Annotated in this window: 24 protein-coding genes; 11 read left to right on the forward strand and 13 right to left on the reverse strand. The window is 71.2% G+C overall.

From position 1 onward, the window contains the following. The first annotated feature begins 1 nt into the window (after nt 1). Genes B2W79_RS03495 through B2W79_RS03505 form a run of 3 tightly spaced genes read left to right on the forward strand, consistent with a single transcriptional unit; the run spans nt 2 to nt 2,731 of the window. On the forward strand, nt 2-979 hold the full coding sequence (locus tag B2W79_RS03495; RefSeq protein ID WP_025103732.1) for a branched-chain amino acid ABC transporter permease: 978 nt from the start codon (nt 2-4) through the stop codon (nt 977-979). Next, nucleotides 969-1,967: an ABC transporter ATP-binding protein gene (locus tag B2W79_RS03500; RefSeq protein WP_292787158.1), complete on the forward strand. Its 999-nt coding sequence runs from the start codon at nt 969-971 to the stop codon at nt 1,965-1,967. The genes B2W79_RS03495 and B2W79_RS03500 overlap by 11 nt, the downstream gene beginning before the upstream one ends. Beyond that, nucleotides 1,964-2,731: an ABC transporter ATP-binding protein gene (locus B2W79_RS03505; protein WP_071327480.1), complete on the forward strand. Its 768-nt coding sequence runs from the start codon at nt 1,964-1,966 to the stop codon at nt 2,729-2,731. The genes B2W79_RS03500 and B2W79_RS03505 overlap by 4 nt, the downstream gene beginning before the upstream one ends. Nucleotides 2,732-2,791: 60 nt before the next feature. Here the strand turns inward: B2W79_RS03505 and B2W79_RS03510 are convergent, their stop codons facing one another. From B2W79_RS03510 to groES, 3 genes are all read right to left on the reverse strand, one after another. After that, nucleotides 2,792-4,048 carry an ABC transporter substrate-binding protein gene (locus B2W79_RS03510; protein WP_071327481.1) on the reverse strand — a complete coding sequence of 419 codons (1,257 nt, stop codon included), beginning with the start codon at nt 4,046-4,048 and terminating at the stop codon, nt 2,792-2,794. Nucleotides 4,049-4,192: 144 nt separating this feature from the next. After that, a complete protein-coding gene (gene rarD, locus B2W79_RS03515; protein WP_292787163.1) occupies nt 4,193-5,125 on the reverse strand; it encodes an EamA family transporter RarD in 933 nt (310 codons plus the stop codon). A gap of 103 nt (nt 5,126-5,228) precedes the next feature. Continuing rightward, a complete protein-coding gene (groES, locus tag B2W79_RS03520) occupies nt 5,229-5,525 on the reverse strand; it encodes a co-chaperone GroES (RefSeq protein ID WP_017203655.1) in 297 nt (98 codons plus the stop codon). A gap of 151 nt (nt 5,526-5,676) precedes the next feature. On the opposite strand from groES, the gene B2W79_RS03525 reads away from it, so the two are divergent. Next, nucleotides 5,677-6,882 (forward strand): THUMP-like domain-containing protein, encoded by a 1,206-nt coding sequence (locus B2W79_RS03525; protein WP_071327483.1) that lies wholly within the window; start codon nt 5,677-5,679, stop codon nt 6,880-6,882. Nucleotides 6,883-6,888: 6 nt separating this feature from the next. Here the strand turns inward: B2W79_RS03525 and B2W79_RS03530 are convergent, their stop codons facing one another. Genes B2W79_RS03530 through flgN form a run of 10 tightly spaced genes read right to left on the reverse strand, consistent with a single transcriptional unit; the run spans nt 6,889 to nt 15,085 of the window. Continuing rightward, complete coding sequence (locus tag B2W79_RS03530) at nt 6,889-8,073, reverse strand: hypothetical protein (protein ID WP_292787166.1); 1,185 nt, start codon at nt 8,071-8,073, stop codon at nt 6,889-6,891. Next, entirely contained in the window at nt 8,057-9,187 is a 1,131-nt protein-coding gene (locus tag B2W79_RS03535) for a hypothetical protein (protein ID WP_292787169.1), read from the reverse strand. Before B2W79_RS03535 ends, B2W79_RS03530 begins: the two co-directional genes overlap by 17 nt. Nucleotides 9,188-9,192: 5 nt before the next feature. Continuing rightward, nucleotides 9,193-9,675, reverse strand: a complete 483-nt coding sequence (locus tag B2W79_RS03540) for a hypothetical protein (protein WP_256209335.1) — start codon at nt 9,673-9,675, stop codon at nt 9,193-9,195. Next, the gene (gene tsaD / locus B2W79_RS03545) at nt 9,672-10,760 is read right to left on the reverse strand and encodes a tRNA (adenosine(37)-N6)-threonylcarbamoyltransferase complex transferase subunit TsaD (RefSeq protein ID WP_292787172.1); all 1,089 of its coding nucleotides are present in this window, start codon (nt 10,758-10,760) and stop codon (nt 9,672-9,674) included. The genes B2W79_RS03540 and tsaD overlap by 4 nt, the downstream gene beginning before the upstream one ends. Then, nucleotides 10,757-11,245 (reverse strand): ribosomal protein S18-alanine N-acetyltransferase, encoded by a 489-nt coding sequence (rimI, locus tag B2W79_RS03550; RefSeq protein WP_292787175.1) that lies wholly within the window; start codon nt 11,243-11,245, stop codon nt 10,757-10,759. Before rimI ends, tsaD begins: the two co-directional genes overlap by 4 nt. Further along, a complete protein-coding gene (gene tsaB, locus B2W79_RS03555) occupies nt 11,242-11,859 on the reverse strand; it encodes a tRNA (adenosine(37)-N6)-threonylcarbamoyltransferase complex dimerization subunit type 1 TsaB (RefSeq protein WP_292787178.1) in 618 nt (205 codons plus the stop codon). The genes rimI and tsaB overlap by 4 nt, the downstream gene beginning before the upstream one ends. A 57-nt stretch (nt 11,860-11,916) precedes the next feature. Then, nucleotides 11,917-12,288 carry a flagellar assembly protein FliW gene (locus tag B2W79_RS03560; RefSeq protein WP_071327489.1) on the reverse strand — a complete coding sequence of 124 codons (372 nt, stop codon included), beginning with the start codon at nt 12,286-12,288 and terminating at the stop codon, nt 11,917-11,919. Next, on the reverse strand, nt 12,285-13,154 hold the full coding sequence (gene flgL / locus B2W79_RS03565) for a flagellar hook-associated protein FlgL (RefSeq protein ID WP_313391149.1): 870 nt from the start codon (nt 13,152-13,154) through the stop codon (nt 12,285-12,287). The genes B2W79_RS03560 and flgL overlap by 4 nt, the downstream gene beginning before the upstream one ends. Nucleotides 13,155-13,179: 25 nt before the next feature. Continuing rightward, complete coding sequence (gene flgK / locus B2W79_RS03570) at nt 13,180-14,589, reverse strand: flagellar hook-associated protein FlgK (RefSeq protein ID WP_292787185.1); 1,410 nt, start codon at nt 14,587-14,589, stop codon at nt 13,180-13,182. A 13-nt stretch (nt 14,590-14,602) separates the two neighbouring features. Continuing rightward, nucleotides 14,603-15,085 (reverse strand): flagellar export chaperone FlgN, encoded by a 483-nt coding sequence (flgN, locus tag B2W79_RS03575; protein WP_025104341.1) that lies wholly within the window; start codon nt 15,083-15,085, stop codon nt 14,603-14,605. A 217-nt stretch (nt 15,086-15,302) separates the two neighbouring features. Here flgN and B2W79_RS03580 point away from each other — a divergent pair, with 217 nt between their 5' ends. The 7 genes from B2W79_RS03580 (at nt 15,303) to B2W79_RS03610 (ending at nt 20,023) form a co-directional block, all read left to right on the forward strand. Further along, entirely contained in the window at nt 15,303-16,106 is an 804-nt protein-coding gene (locus tag B2W79_RS03580; RefSeq protein WP_292787188.1) for a sigma-70 family RNA polymerase sigma factor, read from the forward strand. 81 nt (nt 16,107-16,187) lie between these two features. Continuing rightward, on the forward strand, nt 16,188-17,018 hold the full coding sequence (locus tag B2W79_RS03585; protein ID WP_071327492.1) for a flagellin: 831 nt from the start codon (nt 16,188-16,190) through the stop codon (nt 17,016-17,018). Between the two features lie 88 nt (nt 17,019-17,106). After that, nucleotides 17,107-18,495 (forward strand): flagellar filament capping protein FliD, encoded by a 1,389-nt coding sequence (fliD, locus tag B2W79_RS03590; protein WP_292787192.1) that lies wholly within the window; start codon nt 17,107-17,109, stop codon nt 18,493-18,495. Nucleotides 18,496-18,497: 2 nt separating this feature from the next. Further along, entirely contained in the window at nt 18,498-18,884 is a 387-nt protein-coding gene (fliS, locus tag B2W79_RS03595; protein WP_062635829.1) for a flagellar export chaperone FliS, read from the forward strand. Next, nucleotides 18,881-19,177: a hypothetical protein gene (locus B2W79_RS03600; protein ID WP_062635827.1), complete on the forward strand. Its 297-nt coding sequence runs from the start codon at nt 18,881-18,883 to the stop codon at nt 19,175-19,177. Before fliS ends, B2W79_RS03600 begins: the two co-directional genes overlap by 4 nt. A 112-nt stretch (nt 19,178-19,289) precedes the next feature. Beyond that, nucleotides 19,290-19,631, forward strand: a complete 342-nt coding sequence (gene flgB / locus B2W79_RS03605) for a flagellar basal body rod protein FlgB (protein ID WP_025104347.1) — start codon at nt 19,290-19,292, stop codon at nt 19,629-19,631. Further along, nucleotides 19,628-20,023 (forward strand): flagellar basal body rod protein FlgC, encoded by a 396-nt coding sequence (locus B2W79_RS03610; protein WP_071327494.1) that lies wholly within the window; start codon nt 19,628-19,630, stop codon nt 20,021-20,023. Before flgB ends, B2W79_RS03610 begins: the two co-directional genes overlap by 4 nt. Nucleotide 20,024 lies beyond the last annotated feature (1 nt).

Here is a 20,024-nt window from a genome sequence, read left to right on the forward strand (position 1 = left end):
CATGGACTTCGGAAGCATCTTCGGCAACACCGCCTCCTACCTGTTCAGCCCGACGACGATCGCCTACGCCCTCGCGGCCACCGGCCTCGCAGTGCACTTCGGCTACACGGGTCTGCTCAACTTCGGCATGGCGGCGTTCATGGCGATCGGCGGCTACGGCTACGCGATCTCGATCCTCACCTTCGGCTTCCCGTGGTGGCTTGGCGTGCTCGTCGGCATCACCGGCGGCGCGCTCTTCGCCCTGCTGCTGGGCATCCCGACGCTGCGGCTGCGCGCCGACTACCTCGCGATCGCGACCATCGCGGCCGCGGAGGTCGTGCGACTGATGTTCGTCACCGAGCTGTTCAAGGACTGGACGAACTCCGCCGGCGGTCTCTCCGGCTACCACCAGAGCTTCCGCGACGCCAACCCGTTCCCGCCGGGCACCTACGGCTTCGGGCCGTGGACCTACAACGCCAACGACCTCTGGGTGCGGGTGTTCGGTCTGCTCACCCTCGCTCTGACGATCCTCGTGGTCTGGGCGCTCATGCGCAGCCCGTGGGGCCGCGTGCTCAAGGGCATCCGCGAGGACGAAGACGCCGTGCGCTCGCTCGGCAAGAACGTCTTCGCCTACAAGATGCAGGCACTCGTGGTGGGTGGCGTGATCGGTGCGCTGGGCGGAATCGTCTTCGTCCTGCCCTCGGCGGTCATCCCCGGCAGCTACTCGACGTCGCTGACGTTCTTCCTGTGGACGATCCTGCTCCTCGGCGGCGCAGCCACGGTGTTCGGTCCGACGCTCGGCGCCGTGCTCTTCTGGGTGGTGTTCGCCTTCCTCGGCGCGCTCCTGCCCGCGATGGCCACGGCCGGCTACCTGCCCATGACGAGCGCTCAGGCCGACGTGGTGCGCTACATCCTCATCGGCATCGTGCTGATGCTCATCGTCGTGTTCCGCCCGCAGGGCATCCTGGGGAACAAGAGGGAGATGACCTTTGTCAAGTGAGAACGACGCGGCCGTCACGCCCGCGAAGAGCGCTCCTCGCGCCAAGACCACCGGCCTCGCCGCGGGTCCCGCCGCCCCCGGGGTCAAGAAGGTCGACCCGATCCTCGTCGTGGACGCCGTGCAGCGGCGCTTCGGCGGCCTGACCGCGGTCGACGTCGATCACCTCGAGATCCCCCGTGGCGCCATCACGGCGCTCATCGGCCCCAACGGCGCCGGCAAGACCACGCTGTTCAACCTCCTGTGCGGCTTCGACAAGCCCAACAGCGGCACGTGGTCCTACGACGGCAAGAACCTGTCCGGTATCCCGTCGTTCAAGGTCGCCCGCATGGGACAGGTGCGCACCTTCCAGCTCACCAAGTCGCTGTCGCTGCTGACCGTGCTGGAGAACATGAAGCTCGGCGCGAAGGACCAGCGCGGCGAGGGCTTCTGGGCCGGTCTGATCCCCTTCCTCTGGCGCACGCAGGAGCAGGAGATCGAGCAGCGCGCCCACGAGCTCCTCGTGCGCTTCAAGCTCGACGCCAAGGAGCAGGACTTCGCGGCATCGCTCTCCGGTGGTCAGCGCAAGCTGCTGGAGATGGCCAGGGCCCTCATGAGCGACCCGAGCCTGGTGATGCTGGACGAGCCGATGGCCGGGGTGAACCCCGCCCTCACGCAGTCGCTCCTCGACCACATCCTCGACCTCAAGGACCTCGGGATGACGGTGCTCTTCGTGGAGCACGACATGCACATGGTGCGCCACATCGCCGACTGGGTCGTCGTGATGGCCGAGGGTCGCGTGGTGGCCGAGGGACCACCGGAGACCGTCATGGAGGACCCCGCGGTCGTGGACGCCTACCTGGGCGCCCATCAGGACGTGGACCTCGGCGCCGTCACCGGCCGTCTCCCGGTGATCTCGGACGCCGACGCGGAGCGCATCCGCGAGCAGATCGAGACGGAGGTCGAGGCCGAGGTCGAGGCCGAGGACGCCGCCGAGGAGGACAAGGCATGAGCACCGCGATCCCCGCCGAGGGCACCCCCGCGACCGGCGACATCATCGTCGAGCTGAAGGACGTGCACGCCGGCTACCTGCCGGGAGTGAACATCCTCAACGGCGCGAACCTCGTCGCCCGCCAGGGCGAGCTCATCGGCATCATCGGCCCGAACGGCGCCGGCAAGTCGACGCTCCTCAAGGCGATCTTCGGCATGGTGAACGTCCGCGAGGGCGACATCACCGTGAAGGGCGAGAGCATCGTGGGCCTCAAGGCCGACAAGCTCGTGCGCCGCGGTGTCGCCTTCGTACCGCAGACGAACAACGTCTTCCCGTCGCTCACCATCCAGGAGAACCTGGAGATGGGGCTCTACCAGAACCCGAAGATCTTCGCGGAGCGGCTCGAGTTCGTCAACAGCATCTTCGCGGAGATCGGCAAGCGTCTGAAGCAGCGTGCCGGCTCGCTCTCCGGCGGTGAGCGGCAGATGGTCGCCATGTCGCGCGCACTCATGATGGACCCGTCCGTGCTGCTGCTCGACGAGCCGTCCGCCGGCCTCTCCCCCGTGCGGCAGGACGACGCCTTCATCCGCGTCTCCGACATCAACAAGGCGGGCGTGACGACGATCATGGTCGAGCAGAACGCCCGGCGGTGCCTGCAGATCTGCGACCGCGGCTACGTGCTCGACCAGGGCAAGGACGCCTACGAGGGCACCGGGCGGGAGCTGCTGAACGACCCGAAGGTCATCGGCCTCTACCTCGGCACCCTGGGGACAGACGCCGCCTGAGATCGGCCTGGGCACGGAAAAGACCCCGGATGCCGAAGCATCCGGGGCCTTCTCCGTTGGTTACTTGATGCGCGAGGTGACGTTCTCGGCGTCGAACTCGTAGACGCCGATCGCCGCACCCTTCGGGTCGTTGTTCTCGTCGAAGGTGATCTCGCCGGAGAGACCGTCGTAGTCCGGCGTGCCGCCGTCGTTGATGATCGCGGCGCAGTCGGCGAAGTTGTCGCACTTCTCGCCGTCGCCGTCACCGCCGGAGACGGTGATCATCTCGGCCGCGATGTCCGGGCCCTCGACCGAGCCGGCCTTCAGCGCCGCCAGAGCGATCAGCACCACGGCGTCGTACGCCTCGGCCGAGTAGGTCACGGCGTCGATCGGGTCGTTGCCCTCGGCCGTCCAGACCTCGTTCAGCTGGTCGAGGAAGTCCTGCGGCAGCTCAGCGCCGGCGCGGGTGCCCTTCGAGCCCTCGAGGCTGACCGGGATATCGGCACCCCAGTCCTTCAGGTTGCCGTCGACGAGGTACAGCGACCCGGTGTCGACCCCGGCGTTGCCGAGCAGCGGCGCGATGGTGGCGAACTGGTCGTAGGAGACGACCGCGACCGCGTCCGGGTTCGCCGCGGCGATCTCCGAGACCTGCGCGTTGAACTGACCGTCACCCTGGTTGTACGACGCGTCGGCGACGACCTCGCCGCCGGTGCTCTCGAACGTGGCCTTGATCGCCTCGAACAGTCCCGTGCCGTACGGGTCGTTCTGGTAGATGATGCCCAGCGTCTTGTGGCCGTCCTCGGCGATCTCGTTGCCGAGGACCTCACCCTGGAGGTTGTCGCTCGGCGCGGTCCGGAAGTACAGCGGGTTGATGCCCGTGAAGTCCGGCGAGGTGTTCGACGGGGACACCGTGAGGATGTCCGCGCCCGCGTTGCCGTCGAGGATGAGCTTGGTGACGCTGGAGGACGCCGCGCCGATCATGGCGGTGATGTCGTCGTTGCGCAGGTTGTTGATGGAGGTCTCGTAGGCCTTGTTGTCGAGGTCGCCCTCGTCGGCCGTGCTGAGGTCGATCGTGATGCCGGCGTCGGCCTCGTTGATCTGGTTGACGGCGAGCTGGACACCGGCTTCCATCGGCGCGCCCAGGAACGCGAGCGTACCGGTGGCCGGCAGCAGCGAACCGAGCTTGAGCGTCAGGTCGGCGGCCGGCTTGTCGCCACCCCCGTCCGACGGCTCCGCGTTCGGCGTGCTGCTGCAGCCCGCGATGATGAGGGCGGAAGCGCTGACCAGCGCGATCCCGGCGAAGATCCTCGCGCTGCGCGAGCCCTTCAGTGCGTTCATGATGCTCCCTTGCGTAAACGAACGTGGATGGTGACCACAGTCGGGTGCTCTAACACTAGGGCGTGCGCCCCGCGCGCAGGAGGGGCAAGTATCTCGGTGCGTTAACGATCCAGGACCGTCGATTCCGGGCGTGGACAGGCGGGATCAGAGCGCTGCGGCGGGGGTGTCCCGGCGGCCGCGCCGCGCGGCGAGGAGCAGGTCGACGATGAAGACCGCGATCGCGATCCACACCAGGACGAACCCGATCCAGCGCTCCGGCGGCATCGGCTCACGGAGCACGGCGACCCCGATCAGGAACTGCAGGACGGGGGTGAGGAACTGCAGCATGCCGATCACGGCGAGGTCGACCCGACGCGTGCCGGCTGCGAAGAGCAGCAGGGGGACGGCTGTGGCCACACCCGCGAATGCCAGCAGCACGGCGTGCGACCAGCCCGCCGTCCCCATCGTCAGCCCGACGGGCGTCGTCGCCACGATCACGAGCTGCACCACCGCGATGGGGATCAGCCAGAACGACTCGAGCGTCAGCCCGCTGACCGCGTCGACGGCGGGGCCGATCTTCTTCTTGATGAGCCCGTACAGGCCGAAGGAGGCCGTCAGCGTCAGGGCGATCCAGGGGACGTGGCCGTACGCCACGACGATGACGACCACCGCGGCGGCCGCGATGCCGACGGCCACCCACTGCAGCCGACGGAGGCGCTCCTTGAGCACCAGGACGCCGAGCAGCACGGTCGTGATCGGGTTGATGAAGTAGCCGAGCGCCGTCTCCACGACGTTCCCGCTCAGCGTGCCGAGGACGAACACCTGCCAGTTGACGTAGATGAGCAGGCCGGCCAGGGCCGTCCACCCCAGCAGTCGCGGGCTCCGGACGATCGCGAGGAGGGCGGGCCATCCCCTCGTGACGGTGAGCAGCAGGAGACAGAAGACGAAGGAGAGCAGCACCCGCCAGGCGACGACCTCCCACGGACCGGTCGGCTGCAGCAGGAGGAAGTAGAGCGGCAGGAAACCCCACAGCAGGTAGGCGCTCCCGGCGTACGCGATGCCCGCCGTCTGGGTGGCGCGGGTCGTCTCGGGGGCCACCGCACAACCTTATGCCCGCGAGGACCAGGGCCGCGCCGCTCCGAAAGCCGACGAGGGCCCGGATGCCGAAGCATCCGGGCCCTCGTCGAACCGGGTGGTGCGATCAGCGGACGACGACCGCCAGGACGTCGCGAGCCGACAGGACGAGGAACTCGTCTGCACCGAACTTCACCTCGGTGCCGCCGTACTTGCTGTAGAGCACGCGGTCGCCGACGGCGACGTCGAGCGGGACGCGGTTGCCGTTGTCGTCGATACGGCCGGGGCCGACCGCCACGACCTCGCCCTCCTGGGGCTTCTCCTTGGCGGTGTCGGGGATGACCAGGCCACTCGCGGTGGTCTGCTCGGCCTCGACCTGCTTGATGACGATGCGGTCCTCGAGCGGCTTGATGGAAACCGACACGGTCTACCTCTTCTTTCTTGACGCTGACACGAAAGACTCGTTCGCACTCTCAACCCGAGAGTGCTAATGCCAGTGTAGGCGGTCGGCTGGCACTCATGCAATGCGAGTGCCAACCCGGGTCGGAGCGGCGAGCGCGCCGTAGGCTGGGAGGGTGGAGATGTCCGAGCTGCGCGCCCTGCTGACCCCCGCCGGCCTGGAGCTGCTCGATGCGCTCGGGCCGGTCACCTCCACCGCGGAGGCCGCAGCCGCCGTCTCCCGGCTGCGCGCCGCGGGCCACTCCCCCGACCTCGTCTCCGCCGTGGTCGGACAAGCGCACCTGCGCGCGAAGGCCGCGGCGAAGTTCGGCCCGTTCGCCGCCCGCATGCTCTTCACCCGCGCCGGCCTCGAGCAGGCCACCCGTTTGGGCGTCGCCGCTCGCCACGCCCAGCGGATCCGCCGGGCCGGCCTCACGAGTGTCGCGGATCTCGGCTGCGGCATCGGCGGCGACGCCCTCGCATTCGCCGGCGCGGGGCTGGCGGTGCACGCGGTGGACGCCGACGAGGTGACCGCGGCCCTCGCCGCCTACAACCTCGCCCCGTTCGGCGACGACGCCACGGTGCGCCACGCGACCGCGGAGGAGGCCCTCGGAGAACAGGTCCCCGGCCGGGCGATCTGGATGGATCCCGCGCGCCGCACCTCCGGGCACAGCGAGACCCGGCGCGTCTCCGCCGACGACTACTCGCCGTCCCTCGACTGGGCGTTCGCCGTCGCCGCGCAGCGCCCCACCGGGATCAAGCTCGGCCCGGCCCACGACCGCGGCGCCCTGCCCACGGACGCGGAGACGCAGTGGGTCAGCGCCGAGGGGAGCGTCGTCGAGCTCGTGGTGTGGTCGCGCGAGCTGGCGAGGGACGGGGTCCGGCGCTCCGCCCTCGTCATCCGCGGCGAGCGCTCGCACGAGCTCACCGGCGCCGCAGACGCCGAGGACGCTCCCGTCCGTGCGCTCGGGGCCTTCCTCCACGAGCCGGACGGCGCCGTCATCCGGGCCCGTCTCATCGGCGACGTCGCCCGCAGCCTCGACGCGGGGATGCTCGATCCGCGCATCGCGTACCTGACCTCCGACGCCGCCCTGACGAGCCCGTTCGTGCAGTCGTTCCGCGTCCGGGAGACGCTGCCGATCACGCCGAAGACGATCAACGCGGCCCTGAAGACCCACGGCATCGGCCGCATCGAGATCAAGAAGCGCGGGGTGGACGTCGATCCCGCGGCCTTCCGGCGCAAGCTGACCCTCCGAGGCGATGCCGAGGCGACCCTGATCCTCGCGCGATTCGGCGATCAGCGACGCGCGATCCTCGCCGACCGGGTGCCCGCCGCGGACTGAGGATGGTCAGTCCTCCGACTCCCGGCCCGGGATGTCGACACGTATCGGATCCCCGGGCGGCCCGGTGGTCACCAGGTACGACTCGCCCGTCGCCTCGTCGACCACGGCGGGGCCCGAGGTCACGGTGAGATAGGGCGTCTGCCATCGCGTGAAGTCGACCTCGATCACGGACGCCGACAGCAGCTCCCCGGTCTCGTGGTCGACGTCGAGCAGCTGCACGCGGAGCCCGGACTGCACGGCCTCGTCGACCGTGGCGCACTGGCGCGAGCCGTCGGCGTCGACGATCAGGCAGCGTTCGGCGGCCCCGCTCTCCGCACGGCGCTCGCCGAGCCAGACCGGCTGCTCGCGGAAGGATCCGAGGACGGAGAGGTTGAGGTCGTAGCCATCGCCGACGAGCTCCTCCGCCCTCGCCCGCTCCGCCTCACCGAACTGGGCGACGAGCGTCGAGCCGCCTCCCCAGCGCTGGATGCTCACCATCGGCTCGTCCGCGGTGGAGAAGAGCATGACCGCCGTCACGCCCTCGAAGGAGAAGGAGTCCTCCTCGTCGTCCGCTGCGGAGGTCGGCACGGGGAGCGAGGCGTACAGGCCCGGCCCCACCTCCTCCTCCGCCAGACAGGTCGACTGGGAGTCCTTGTCGACGTCGAGGATCAGACACCGGCTGGCCCCGTCGTCCTGCGTGGCGAACCAGGCGAGCGCGCCCTCCGCCTCCGCCACCGGACGCACGGAGCCGGGGTCGTAGCCCTCACCGGCGAGCGCGATCCGCCGCTCCTCTTGCGCCTCCGTCAGCGGAAACGCGTCCGGCCGCGGGGCGAACAGCGCCCACCCGGCTCCCACGCCGATCGCGAGGAGAGCCGCCGACGCCACGAGCACCGGCACGAGACCGCGGCGGTTCGCAGCCCGCGCCTCCGTCCGGGAGACGTCGTCCGGGGCGGCCGGAGGGGTGTCCTCCGCGGCCGGCACGTTCTCCGGCGCCCGGCGAGCGGTCACGTCCTCCGGCGGGTCGTCGCCCACGGATGACGACTCCGTCCGCTCGTCCTGCGTGAAAGGGGTCCGGCGACGATGCCCCTCCTGAAGCTCCTGAAGCCGACGGGCCGCTGCGGCGTCGAGCCCGCCGTCGCGGCCGTACGCCGCGCGCTCCAGCGCCCGGCGCTCCGCTGCCGCGGCGTCCTCTCCGTCAGTCTCCGACCGCACCGGCGTCGCTCCCCTCGCGGATGATCGTGAAGGACGGCACGCGCGCGCTGGTCGGCAGCTCGTACGTCGTCACCTGCCCGGTCGTCGTGTCCGTCACCTGCAGCCGCAGCCGCCCGTCGTGCTCCGCCAGCGTCTCGGTCTCCTCGCAGGCCATCGGAGCGTCGGCCGTCGATCCGTCGTAGACGAGACAATGCCGCCCCGAATCCTGCGCGGAGGCCGTCCAGATGGGGACATCGTCGTCGTACCCGACGACCCAGATGGAGTTCGGGTCGAACCCTTCCTCGACCAGACGCGCGGCCGCGCGGGTCTCCGCCTCGTTCGCGTACGTGATCCCGCCGCCGTCACCGATCCCGTACTCCGAGACGTCGACGCTCACCGCCGGTTCGCCGTCGGGTGTGAGGATCAGCTGAGCCATGATCTGGCGCGTGTAGTCGTCGTCGCGCTGCGTGGTCACCTCGCCCCACAGGCCTTCCTCCTGCACGGTCTCGCGCCGATTGCAGCTCGGCGTCGTGCTCTCCGCCGACCGGAGGACCAGGCAGATGCTCGCGCCACCGTTCTGCGTCGCCGTCCAGACCACCGCGTCGTCCTCCGTGGCGAGCGCGCGCACCGAGCCGGCGTCGTACCGTCCGGACGCGACGAGCTCGGACTGCCACTGCTGCTGTACCGCGCTCAGGGCGACAGCGGCTCCGCCGGTCCGGCCGAAGGCCAACCAGCCGATGCCGACGCCGAGCAGCAGCACCACGACCGCGGCGAGCACACGTGTCCCGAGGAGACGGCCCCGCCCTGCCCGGAGAGTCGGAGAGTCGGTCCGGGCGGTCGCGACCTCCTCGGATTCCTCTTCCGGCATCGCGGGATCGCCGCCCGGGGTCGGAGGTCCGTCGTCGTGCGGACCGGACGACAACCCGGAGGACGGCGGAGGGCCGGGTGGCCGGGACTCCTGGACGGGACCGGTCGCCAAGGGGGCCGCAGGGGGACCCACGGGCCGTGTCCGCCGGGAATCCTCGAGCGCGCGCAGACGGGCGGCCTCCGCGGCGCTCAGCTCCCCGCCGGGCCCGTACGCCTTGCGCTGCAGGGCCCTGCGCTCCTCGACGTCGTCGTCGTCCGCTCCGGCCATCGCGCCTAGCCCAGCCTCTCGAACTGCATGCCCGCCCAGACCAGCCATCCCAGGCTGTACACGGTCGCGCACAGACCCAGCACGAGCGCCCAGCGCGCGATCGCGCGGTTCTCGACGGGGCGGCGCAGCGACATGATCGCGGCGATCACGGCGACGACCGCGACCGGGATCCCCCACCCCACGAAGAACGATGCGCCGAGAGCGACGATCGCCGCCAGTAGCGCCCACGGCGCCAGCCGAGTGTCGTCCACGGGCACCGGCTCGGACGCCGGTTCCCAGGCGTCCTCCTCCCCGTGGTCGAGGTCGGGCCCGCTGACGACCACCGGCTCGATGCCCACCGGACCCGTCGGGAGCTTCGTGTACCCCTCCCGCGGGGCCCCGGGAAGGCGCGCCGTCCCTGCCGGACGTTCGACCTGCCCGCTCGCGCGCTCGACCCGCGCACGGGGCATGGCCCCGTCCGGCTCCGGTCCGCGCGCGAGCCCGCTCACGCCGGCACCGCCTCCGCGACCTGGATCTCGGTGACCGGCAGCGTCGAGTCAGCGCCGAAGCCGAGCGTCGAGGCGGGGCGCCCCGACGCGATGAGCTCAGCGGCGAGCGCGGCGATCATGGCACCGTTGTCCGTGCAGAGCGACAGCGGCGGGATGCGCACGGTGACGCCGGCCTCGGCGGCCCTGGCCAGCGCCACCTCGTGGAGCCGACGGTTCGCGATCACACCACCGCCCAGGAGCAGCCGCGGCACCCCGAGGTCCGCGCAGGCGTTGAGCGCCTTGGTGACGAGAACGTCGACGACGGCCTCCCGGAAGCTGGCGGCGACGTCGGCGATCGGCAGCTCGCGCGCGTCGGCGCCCGCGGCGGCGTTCTCCGCCTCGAAGCGCTCGACCCAGCGGGCGACAGCGGTCTTCAGCCCGGAGAAGGAGAAGTCGTAGCGATGCTTCGCGAGGTCGGAGGCACGGGAGAGCCCGCGCGGGAAGCGGATCGCGTCCGGGTCTCCGCCGACCGCCGCCCGGTCGATCTCGGGGCCGCCGGGATACGGCAGCGACAGCAGCCGGGCGACCTTGTCGAAGGCCTCGCCTGCAGCGTCGTCCACGGTCTCGCCGAGCAGCTCGACATCGGTCGTGAGGTCGCGCACGTGGAGCAGGGAGGTGTGGCCGCCGGAGACCAGCAGCGCGATCGTCGGGTACTCCAGCGGCGCCGCCTCCGGGGTGAGGATGTCGGCGGCGATGTGGCCGACGAGGTGGTTGACCGCGTACAGCGGCTTGTCGAGGGCGACCGCGAGTCCCTTCGCCGCCCCCACACCGACCATGAGCGCTCCCGCGAGGCCCGGGCCGCTCGTCACGGCCACCGCATCGAGGTCGGCGAGGCGGACGTCGGCCTCGGCGAGAGCGGCGTCGATGGCCGGCTGCAGCGCTTCGAGGTGCGCGCGGGCCGCGACCTCCGGCACGACGCCCCCGTACCGGGCGTGCTCGTCCATGCTGGAGGCGATCGTGTTGGACAGCAGCGTGCGGCCCCGCACGATGCCGATGCCGGTCTCGTCGCAGCTCGTCTCGATGCCGAGCACCAGGGGCTCACTCATGCGGTCGCCTCCTCCGGCGTATCGGCGGGCGCCGGATGGCGGCGCAGGTCCAGACGCATCACGATCGCGTCGACGTCGTCCGGCTGATAGTAACGGGGGCGCCTGCCGATCTCCTCGAAGCCCTCCGTGCGATACAGCCCCTCGGCCGCCGGGTTGTCGGCGCGCACCTCGAGGAACACCTCGTGCGCGCCCCGTGCCGCGGCCGTCCGCAGCAGGGCACGCAGCAGAGCGCGCCCGCGTCCCTGTCCTCGGACCTCGGTGAGGAGGGCGATGGTCTGGATGTCGGCGTCCGCGCCGCCCTGCAGGGCCCTGACCCCGCCGTAGCCGACGATCGCCCCGCCTTGCTCGTCGACGAGGTAGCGGCCGTGCGGGCTCGCCAGCTCGCCCGCCATGGTCTCCCGACTCCACGCGTCGGTCGGGAACGAGCGCTGCTCGATGGCCATGATCGCGTCGAGGTCGTCCGGCCGCGCGTCCCGGAGCGTCATGCGCCCACCTTCTTCGGGGCACCGGGCAGGGTGACGTCCGGGTGCCGCAGGTAGAGCGGCTCCTCGCCGGCGAGGGTCCGGCCGGCAGCGAGCGCCCGCGCCCCCACCCGGGCGAGGTCGACCGCGGACAGCGTCGTCACGTCCACCCGGCGGAGGCCCGCGAGATGCTCGTCGGCGTCGGCGGCCCGCACGAGGACCGTGTCGGCGATCGTGCGCGGGATCCCGTCCTCGTCCAGCCCGTCGAAGACGGTGACGGCGACCTCGCGACGGCGGGCGTCGGTGACGACGGCGAACGGGCCGGTCACGGTGGCCTGGATCGTGAGCGCTGCCGCCATGTGGCTCGGGACCGGGACGACCGGGACACCGCGGCCGAGGGCGAACGCCCGCGCGGTCGCGATGCCGATCCGCAGCCCGGTGAACGGGCCCGGGCCCATTCCGGCCACGACGTGCGTGATGCCATCGGACCCGCTCTCCCGGAGCACGTCGCGCACCAGGTCGCCGATCACCTCGGCGTGGCCCAGCGGATCGGCGGTACCGGCCTCGGCACGACGCGTCCCGTCCGGGTCGATGAGGGCGACGGCGGTGCCAAGGGAGGTGTCGACGGCGAGGATCACCTCTCCAGGGTAGTCGTCACCCCGCCCGTCACGCCCGGTCCCCGGCACCCGCGCAGGTCAGCCCAGCGGCGCCCGCACGGGGTAGTCCTGACCTTCGAGGATGACCTGCGTCGCCGCTCCCGTCGCCCGGTTCACGACGACCGGCGCCAGCAGGTTGACGCTGACGCCCTCGGCGGCGGGGTGGGCGACCACGAGCACGAAGGCGTCGTCCGCCGAGGCGAGCGCGAGGTCGGTGACCTGCGCATCCGTGAGGATCGGCGCGTACTCCGTGAGGACGGTGTTCGGGTCGACCAGGTAGAGCCGCAGGGCCTCGTCCTCGACCGCCCGCATGGCGAAGAGCCCGTCCGCACCATCGACGGGCGCGAGGGCGAAGTCCACGTGCGGAGCCAGCCCGGGCGGCGGGGCCGTGAAGGTGAGCGCGGCGGTCATCGCAGGAACTCCATCAGCGATGGCTGCAGCACGCGCGCGTTCACGGCGAGCGCCGAGCGGTAGACGAGCTCCTGCGCCTGCAGGCGGATGAGCACCTCGACCGAGTCGACGTCCTCGACCGCGGCACGGCGGGACTCGAGGGACACGGAATTCTGCACTGTCGCCTCCTTGGCGCGTTCGATCTGAGCCTGCCTGGTGCCGACCGCGCCCTGCACGCCCAGCATCGCCGTGCGGCGGTCGTCGATCTCCGCGAGCCGTGGTCCCACGTTGGTGCCGGAGCGGAGGTCGGCGACGATGCGGTCGACGAGAGCGAACACCGAGTCGTCGCCGGTACCGAACACCGCCGCCCCGTCGGTGTCGACGCGGACGGCCGCCGCGTCGGACACACGGCGGGTGACCTCGGAGCCGGCGACGCCGCTGTACGAGTAGTCGGCGGCGAAGGCCGCGGTGTCCGAGGTCCCGGCGAACACGGACCGTCCGAGCAGCCGAGTGTTGGCCTGTGAGAGCAGCTCGTCGCGAATGCCCTCCAGCTCCACCGCGAGGGCCTCCTTCGCCGCGGCGTCCAGCGCCCCGTCGTTCGCACCCTGCGCGGTGAGGTCCCGCACCCGCGAGAGCAGCGAGGTGCTGGAGGTGATCGCCGTGTCGGCCGCGGTCACCCACGCCAGGCCGTCGTCGATGTTGCGCGCGTACTGCTCGGTGCGCCGCTGCTCGGCATGCAGGGCGAGGGCGGCAGCCGCCGCCGCCGGATCGTCCGAGGGGGCGGCGAACGCCTTCTGCGACGTCGCCTGCTCCTGCAGCCGGGCGAGCTCGGAGAGGTTGGACTGCAGCTGGCGCATCGCCGTCTGCGTCATGGTGGTCTGGGTCACGCGAGAGATCATGGAGCTTCTCCGATCAGCGTCCGACGACGCCCGTGCGGTTGATGAGGACGTCGAGGGCCTCGTCGACGGCGGTGAGCACGCGGGCCGCCGCCTGATAGGCGGTCTGGTAGGTGAGGAGGCTGATCGTCTCCTCGTCGCCGTCCACGGCCGCGACGGACTGCTGCGCGCCGACGGCACCGACCGCCGCCGCATCCGACACCTTCGCGCGCTGCACGTCGGCCGCGGTGGCCACGCCGAAGCGGGTCACCTGGTCGGTCCACAGCGCATCCGGAGAGGTCGCGCGCTGCCCGATCTGGGAGATGAGGTCGGCGTTCGTCGCGTCCTTGGAGCCCGCGCCGGGCGCGGCGAGGGCCAGGTCGGCCGCCGAGGTGACGGCCACCTGCAGCCCGAGCGCGGCAGAGCCGGTCGCCGGGAGGGTGAAGAAGTCACCACCCGGCTGTCCGGACGCCGTGACACCGGAGCGGTGCTGCGCGTTGAGCGACTCCGCCAGCGCCGTGGCCACCCGGTCGTAGGTGGCGGCGAGCTGCGCCAGCATCCCGCCGTCGGCGGCCGGGGCGAGCACCGCGAGCGAGCCGCCGAGCTCTCCGCCGTCCACCACGAGGGGCAGATCCGGGACCGACTCCCAGACGACCCCGACGCGCGGAGCGCCGTCGATCGTCGCCGAGCCGGTCAGGGCGAGGTGACGGGCGTCCCCGCCGGCGACCAGGGCGTTGCCGCCGAGGCGCACCGTGAGCGTGCCGTCCGTCTCCAGAGTCGCCGTCGCGCCGGCGAGCCGGGCCACGTCCTCCGCGAGCAGGTTGCGGCGGTCGGTGAGTTCGTTGGCCGAACGCCCCGAGGCCAGAGCCTCGCGGATCTCGGTGTTCAGCACCGCGATCTGGTCAGCCGCGGCGTTGACCTGGCTGACGGTGCGCTCCGCGGTCCCTCGAGCGGCCGTCCACTGCGCGGCGACCGTGCGGTAGCCGCCGGAGATGTGGGCGGCGAGCTCCTTCGCCGACTCCAGGATGCTCGCGGCCGCGGCCCCGGAGTCGGGGGTGTTGGCGAGGTCCTGCCAGCCGGCCCAGAAGTTGGTCAACCGGTTGGCGAGGCCCTTGTCCGTCGGCTCCGCGAGCGCCGACTCGGCGGTCGTCGCCGCGAGCGCGCGGGTGGCCCAGTAGCCGGAGGCGCCGAGGGTGTCGCGGACCCGGGCGTCCAGCAACGCGTCGCCGAGGCGGGTCACCCCGTCGATGGAGACGCCGTGTCCGGGCAGCGCACCCATGCTGAAGCGCCCGGTCTGCGCGACGGCGGCGATGGAGGAGGTCTCGACGCGCTGCCGCGTGTACCCCTCGGTCTTCTGGTTGGCGATGTTCTGCCCGACCACATCCATGCCCCGGCGCGCGGCGGCGAGGCCGCTGGCGGCGGTGGTCAGTCCACTGAAGGTCGACATGAATCCCTCTCGGTCACATCTCGGTGTCGATGATGCGGGCGGCGTCCTCGCGGGCGCGGTCGCCGCGGGTGGTGTACTCGCCGCTCTCCTGGCCGAGAGCGGCGATGGTCTCCTGGGTGGCGCGGAGCACCCCGCTGAGCTGTTCCGCGGCGGCGTCGCGCATCTGCTCGACCTCCGCCGTCAGCTTCACGAGCGCGCGCATGTGGTCGGTGAAGACGTCACCCCAGGCCCCGTCCGGGGCATGCTCGATGAGCTGCCCGATCGTCGCGTCCTGAGGAGCCCCCCACTCCTCGGCGACGCCGGCGACCTCGACGGCCCTGGCCAGGCTCGCGGCGCGCAGGCGGTCGAGCACCTGATCGATCTCCCTGGCCGCGAACTGGATCCAGTGCGACCGGCCGGCGGCGAGCAGCAGCTGTTGCTCGTCGAGCTTGAAAAGCAGCATCTCGAGCAGCTCGCGCTCGCGCCAGAGCTGCATCGATAGTTCGTTGGCTCCCATGATCCCCTTGTCCCCAGCGATCGCCCGCCCCACGCAGGTGCGACCGGCCCGCCTATTAACGGTTCATAAATCTCTATCGGCCATCGCGCCCCTAAGGTTACTATGTGGATTGGCGGCGGTTAGTTATCCCCATGGACATATCTCGGACCTTGTGATATGGACATCTACCCCTCGCCATGAGCTTCCGGAGTGCATCCAGAGAGGTGGATCATCCCCCATGTCGTCGCGCGCTGAGCGCAACCGCCTCGTCGAGGCCAACCTCCCCCTGGTCGGCTACCTCGCTGCAGACACCCATGCTCGGGCTACCCATATCCCCCGCGAAGAACTCGCCGCCGTCGGCGCGCTCGCGCTCGTGACCGCCGCCGACGCCTACGACCCCGCGCTCGGCGTCCCGTTCGGCGCATACGCCCGCCGACGCATCCTCGGCGCCTTCGCCGACGAGATGCGCGCCATGGACTGGGCATCCCGCGGCATCCGCAAGCGCATCAAGGAGACCGTCGCCGTGCGCGACACCCTCACCGCCGCGCTCGGTCGCACGGCGACCGCCACCGAGATCGCCACCGCCATGGGCTCCCCCAAGGAGGCGGTCGTGGAGGCCCTCGCCGACGCTGCGCGCACGGTCGCCCCGCTCGACGACCCCGCCACCCGGGACCTCGTCGCCGACATCCCCCTGCCGGAGGAGTCCGCGCTGGTCGGCGAGCGGAGAGAGGTGCTCGAGCACGCCATCACCGCTCTCCCCGAGCGCATGCGCCGCATCGTCGTGGCCGTCTACGTCGAGGAGCGCCCCGTCAAGGAGATCGCCGAGGAACTCGGCGTCACCCACTCCGCCGTCTCGCAGCAGCGGGCGGAGGCGGTGCGCCTGCTCCGCGACGCCCTGGACCGCTACTTCGCCGAGGGCGGCACGGAGACCACGACCACCACCCGGGTGTCGCCCGCCGCGCTGGATGCGTACTTCGGCCGCATCGCCGAGGCCGCCGGCGTCCGGATCGGCGACGTCTTCCGCGCCGCCGCCCCCGCCTAACGCGATCGGATCCTCCGCCGATAGGTGAGGGCAGGAGACCACGGATGGTCTCCTGTTCAACACATCACGGAGGAAACCCTCATGGGTATGCAGATCAACACCAACGTGGGCGCGCTCAACGCCTACCGCAACCTGTCCAACACGCAGAACGACCTGTCGAAGTCGCTCGAGAAGCTCTCGAGCGGTCTGCGCATCAACCGCGCAGCGGACGACGCCGCCGGCCTCGCGATCTCCGAGGGCCTGCGTTCGCAGGTCAACGGCCTGAACGTCGCGGCCCGCAACGCCCAGGACGGCATCTCGGTCATCCAGACCGCGGAAGGCGCCCTGACCGAGGTGCACTCCATCCTGCAGCGCGTGCGCGACCTGACCGCTCAGGGCGCGAACGACTCGAACAACGCGAAGTCGCGCGAGGCGATCCAGAAGGAGATCAACACCCTCGGTGACGAGCTCACCCGGGTCGCCGACAGCACGAACTTCAACGGCATCAAGCTGCTCTCGGGCGGCACGACGCTGACGTTCCAGGTCGGTGCGGGCTCCGTCGCCGCCGATGACCAGATCTCGGTCGCCCTGACCGATTTCGACACCCTCGGCGCCGACATCAAGACCCTCGCGGCGACGATGACCGACGCGGCATCGTACGGTGCGGCTCTGGCGGGCATCGACACGCAGATCCAGGCGGTCTCGACCGCACGTGCCGGCTACGGTGCGCTGCAGAACCGCTTCGAGTCGACCATCAACAGCCTCAACGTGTCGGCCGAGAACCTCGCCGCCGCCGAGAGCCGTATCCGCGACACCGACATGGCGTCCGAGATGGTCAAGTTCACGTCGGCGAACATCCTGTCGCAGGCGGGAACGGCCATGCTGGCCCAGGCCAACCAGGCCAACCAGGGCGTGCTCCAGCTGCTGCGCTGATCCGCGCCGCCGCACGGAATCACTCCGGGGGTCCGGGTGACGGCTTCGGCCGTCGCCCGGGCCCCGCCGCACACAGAAGGGAAGCCGCATGTCGCTCTCGCTCGACGGCCTCGTGTCGGGGCTCAAGACCACCGAGGTCATCAAGGCCCTCATGGACGTGCACGCCATCCCCCGCACGCTGCTCAAGGCCAAGATCGACGACAAGAACGTCGTCATGACGCAGCTGCGCACCCTCAACACGGCCGTGCAGAACCTCGCCGCCGCCGCCGAGAAGGCCGCAGCGCCCGGCGGTCTCGACCGCTTCACCGGCAGCGCGTCGTCCGAGTCGGTGAAGGTCGCCTTGCGCACCGGCGCCGCTCCCGTGTCCACCGACATCGTCGTCGACCGTCTCGCCCAGGCGCATACGGTGGTCTCGGCCGCCCTGACCCGCTGGCCCGCGGACCCGCCCGTCCTGACGCTCGAGGACGCCACGGGCAAGCGCGTCCAGGTGCAGGCCGACTCGACGTCGATGCAGGACATCGCCCAGGCCATCAACGACGCCGACACCGGTGTCCTCGCCACGGCCGTCCCCGCCGGCAAGGATGCCGACGGCACCCCCGTCTACCGCCTGCAGCTCCGGGCCGAGGAATCCGGAGAGGCCGGACGGTTCCGCGTCTACGCGGGCGACCTCGCCGCCGTGACCGCCGGCACCGCCACGGACGTGTCCACGGAGCCCGGCGCCGCCGTCATCGCCACGGGCACGGACGCGCAGCTGCGGCTCTGGGCCGGCACCGCGGCCGAACAGGTCATCACCTCCTCCGGCAACACGTTCACCGATCTCTTCGAGGGCGTCGACGTCACGGTCTCCACCGTCTCGACCACCCCTGTCACGGTCACCGTCGCCGTCGACGGCGAGGCCAGGACCAAGGCCTCCGGGGAGTTCATCGCCCTCCTCACCGACATCTTCACGCGCATCGACAACGGCTCGAAGGCGACGGTCGCCGCGGGACAGGGCGAGAAGACCACCCTCGGCGTCTTCACCGGCGACAGCACCATCCGCGGTCTGCGGACGGCCCTCGCCGACGCGGTGCAGCACCCCGTGGACGGCGTCTCGCCCTCCACGATCGGCATCTCGACAGACATGTACGGCAAGCTCACGTTCGACGAGGAGAAGTTCTCCGAGGCGCTGGCGAAGGACCCCGCGGCCGTCGGCGCGCTCTTCTCCGCGGTCGCGGCACGCGTGGAGCAGACGGCGACGTCCTACTCGGACAAATACGACGGGCTGCTCACCTCGCGGATCACGGGTCAGGAGAGCGAGGTCAAGAGCCTCGGCGAGCAGATGGAGCGCTGGGACGTGCGCCTCGCGCAGCGCAAGGCGTCGCTGGAGCGCACGTACGCGCGCCTCGAGGTGATGCTGTCGCAGATGCAGTCGCAGTCGTCGTACCTCGCCTCCCAGATCAACGCGCTGCCGAGCAGCCGCTCCGGGTCGAGCTCGTGAGCATGAACGCCGCCCTGCGCGCCCAGCAGCGGTACCGCGAGGACGCCATCCTGTCCGCCCCGCCGGAGCGCCTGGTCACGATGCTCTACGACCGGCTCCTGCTCGACATCGAACGCGCCGAGACGGCGCAGCGGGCGGCCGACTGGACCGAGGCCAACACCCAGCTCCAGCACGCGCAGGCGATCGTGGCCGAGCTGTCGTCGTCCCTCACCGACGACTGGAGCGGCAGCGCCGGGCTGCGCTCGCTGTACGTCTTCCTGTCCCAGACGCTGATCGGCGCCAACATCGGCCGCGATCCCGAGCGCACGCATGCCTGCCGCGAGCTCGTCGTGCCGCTGCGCGACGCCTGGCACGCTGCCGCCCTGGCCGTCGCGGAGGGCCGCGCATGACGGACGAGGACTGGGCCGCGCTGCTCGACCGGCTCGAAGCGGACGCCGACCGGATCCTCGCCGCGCCGGCGGGCGCCGTCGAGGTGCACGACATCATCCCCTGGGCGCCGCCGTCCTCCCCGCTCCCCCCGCACCTGGCCGATCGCGCCCGCGCGGTGATCGACCGGCAGCACGCCGCCATGGAGCGCGCCCGCTCCGAGCTCGAGGGGCTGCGGCAGCACCTCGGTGCCGTCCGGCGCGTGCCGGCGCCCCGCTCGCCTGATGCCCCCGCCTACCTCGACGTGGACGGGTGAGCGGCCCTCCTAACGAAACCGCACGGACGGCCGACAGTCTCCCGAGAGCACGGATCGCTCGTAAGACTCGGCCAGGGAACGGCCACTTCGCCCACACACGGGGAGCCGGTTCGTGTTCGACTCTGTGACCATCACCGCACTGACGAGTGCGCTGAACGGCCTCTCGCTGCGCCAGCGAGCCATCGCCGACAACATCGCCAACATCAACACCCCCGACTACCACGCCAAGCGCGTGCAGTTCGAGGCCGCGCTCGCCGACTCGATCGCCGCCGGCGACGGGGACGTGTCCGCCACGGTCGGGACGTCGCTCGAGCCGACGAGGCTGAACGGCAACAACGTGAACCTCGACACCGAGACCCTGTCCAGCATCGACACGATGCTGCGCTACCAGTTCGCGACGCAGGCCGTGAACGGGTCGTTCTCCTCGATGCGCACCGCGATGAGGACGTCATGACCTTCGACGCCATCGGGATCGCCGGCACGGGACTGACCGTGCACCGGAAGTGGCTGGACGCCATCAGCGACAACATCGCCAACATCAACACGGCGACACCGACCGACGGCGCGGCGTTCCGAGCGCGGTACATCCTGGCGCAGACCAGCGACCAGTCCCCCGGGGTCTACGTCGCCGGCACCGTCCAGGGCGACGCGGAGGGCCGGCTCGTGCACCAACCCGACCATCCGCTCGCCGACGCCGACGGCTACGTGCGCTACCCCGACATCGACCTGGGAGACCAGATGAGCCAGCTGATCCTCGCGCAGCGCGGATACCAGGCGAGCGCAGCGATCGTGGATCGTGCCCGCAACTCCTACGAGGCGGCGCTGCAGATCGGGCGGAACGCGTGAG

The organism is Microbacterium sp. UBA7513 (assembly GCF_002478345.1).
Taxonomy (GTDB): domain Bacteria; phylum Actinomycetota; class Actinomycetes; order Actinomycetales; family Microbacteriaceae; genus Microbacterium.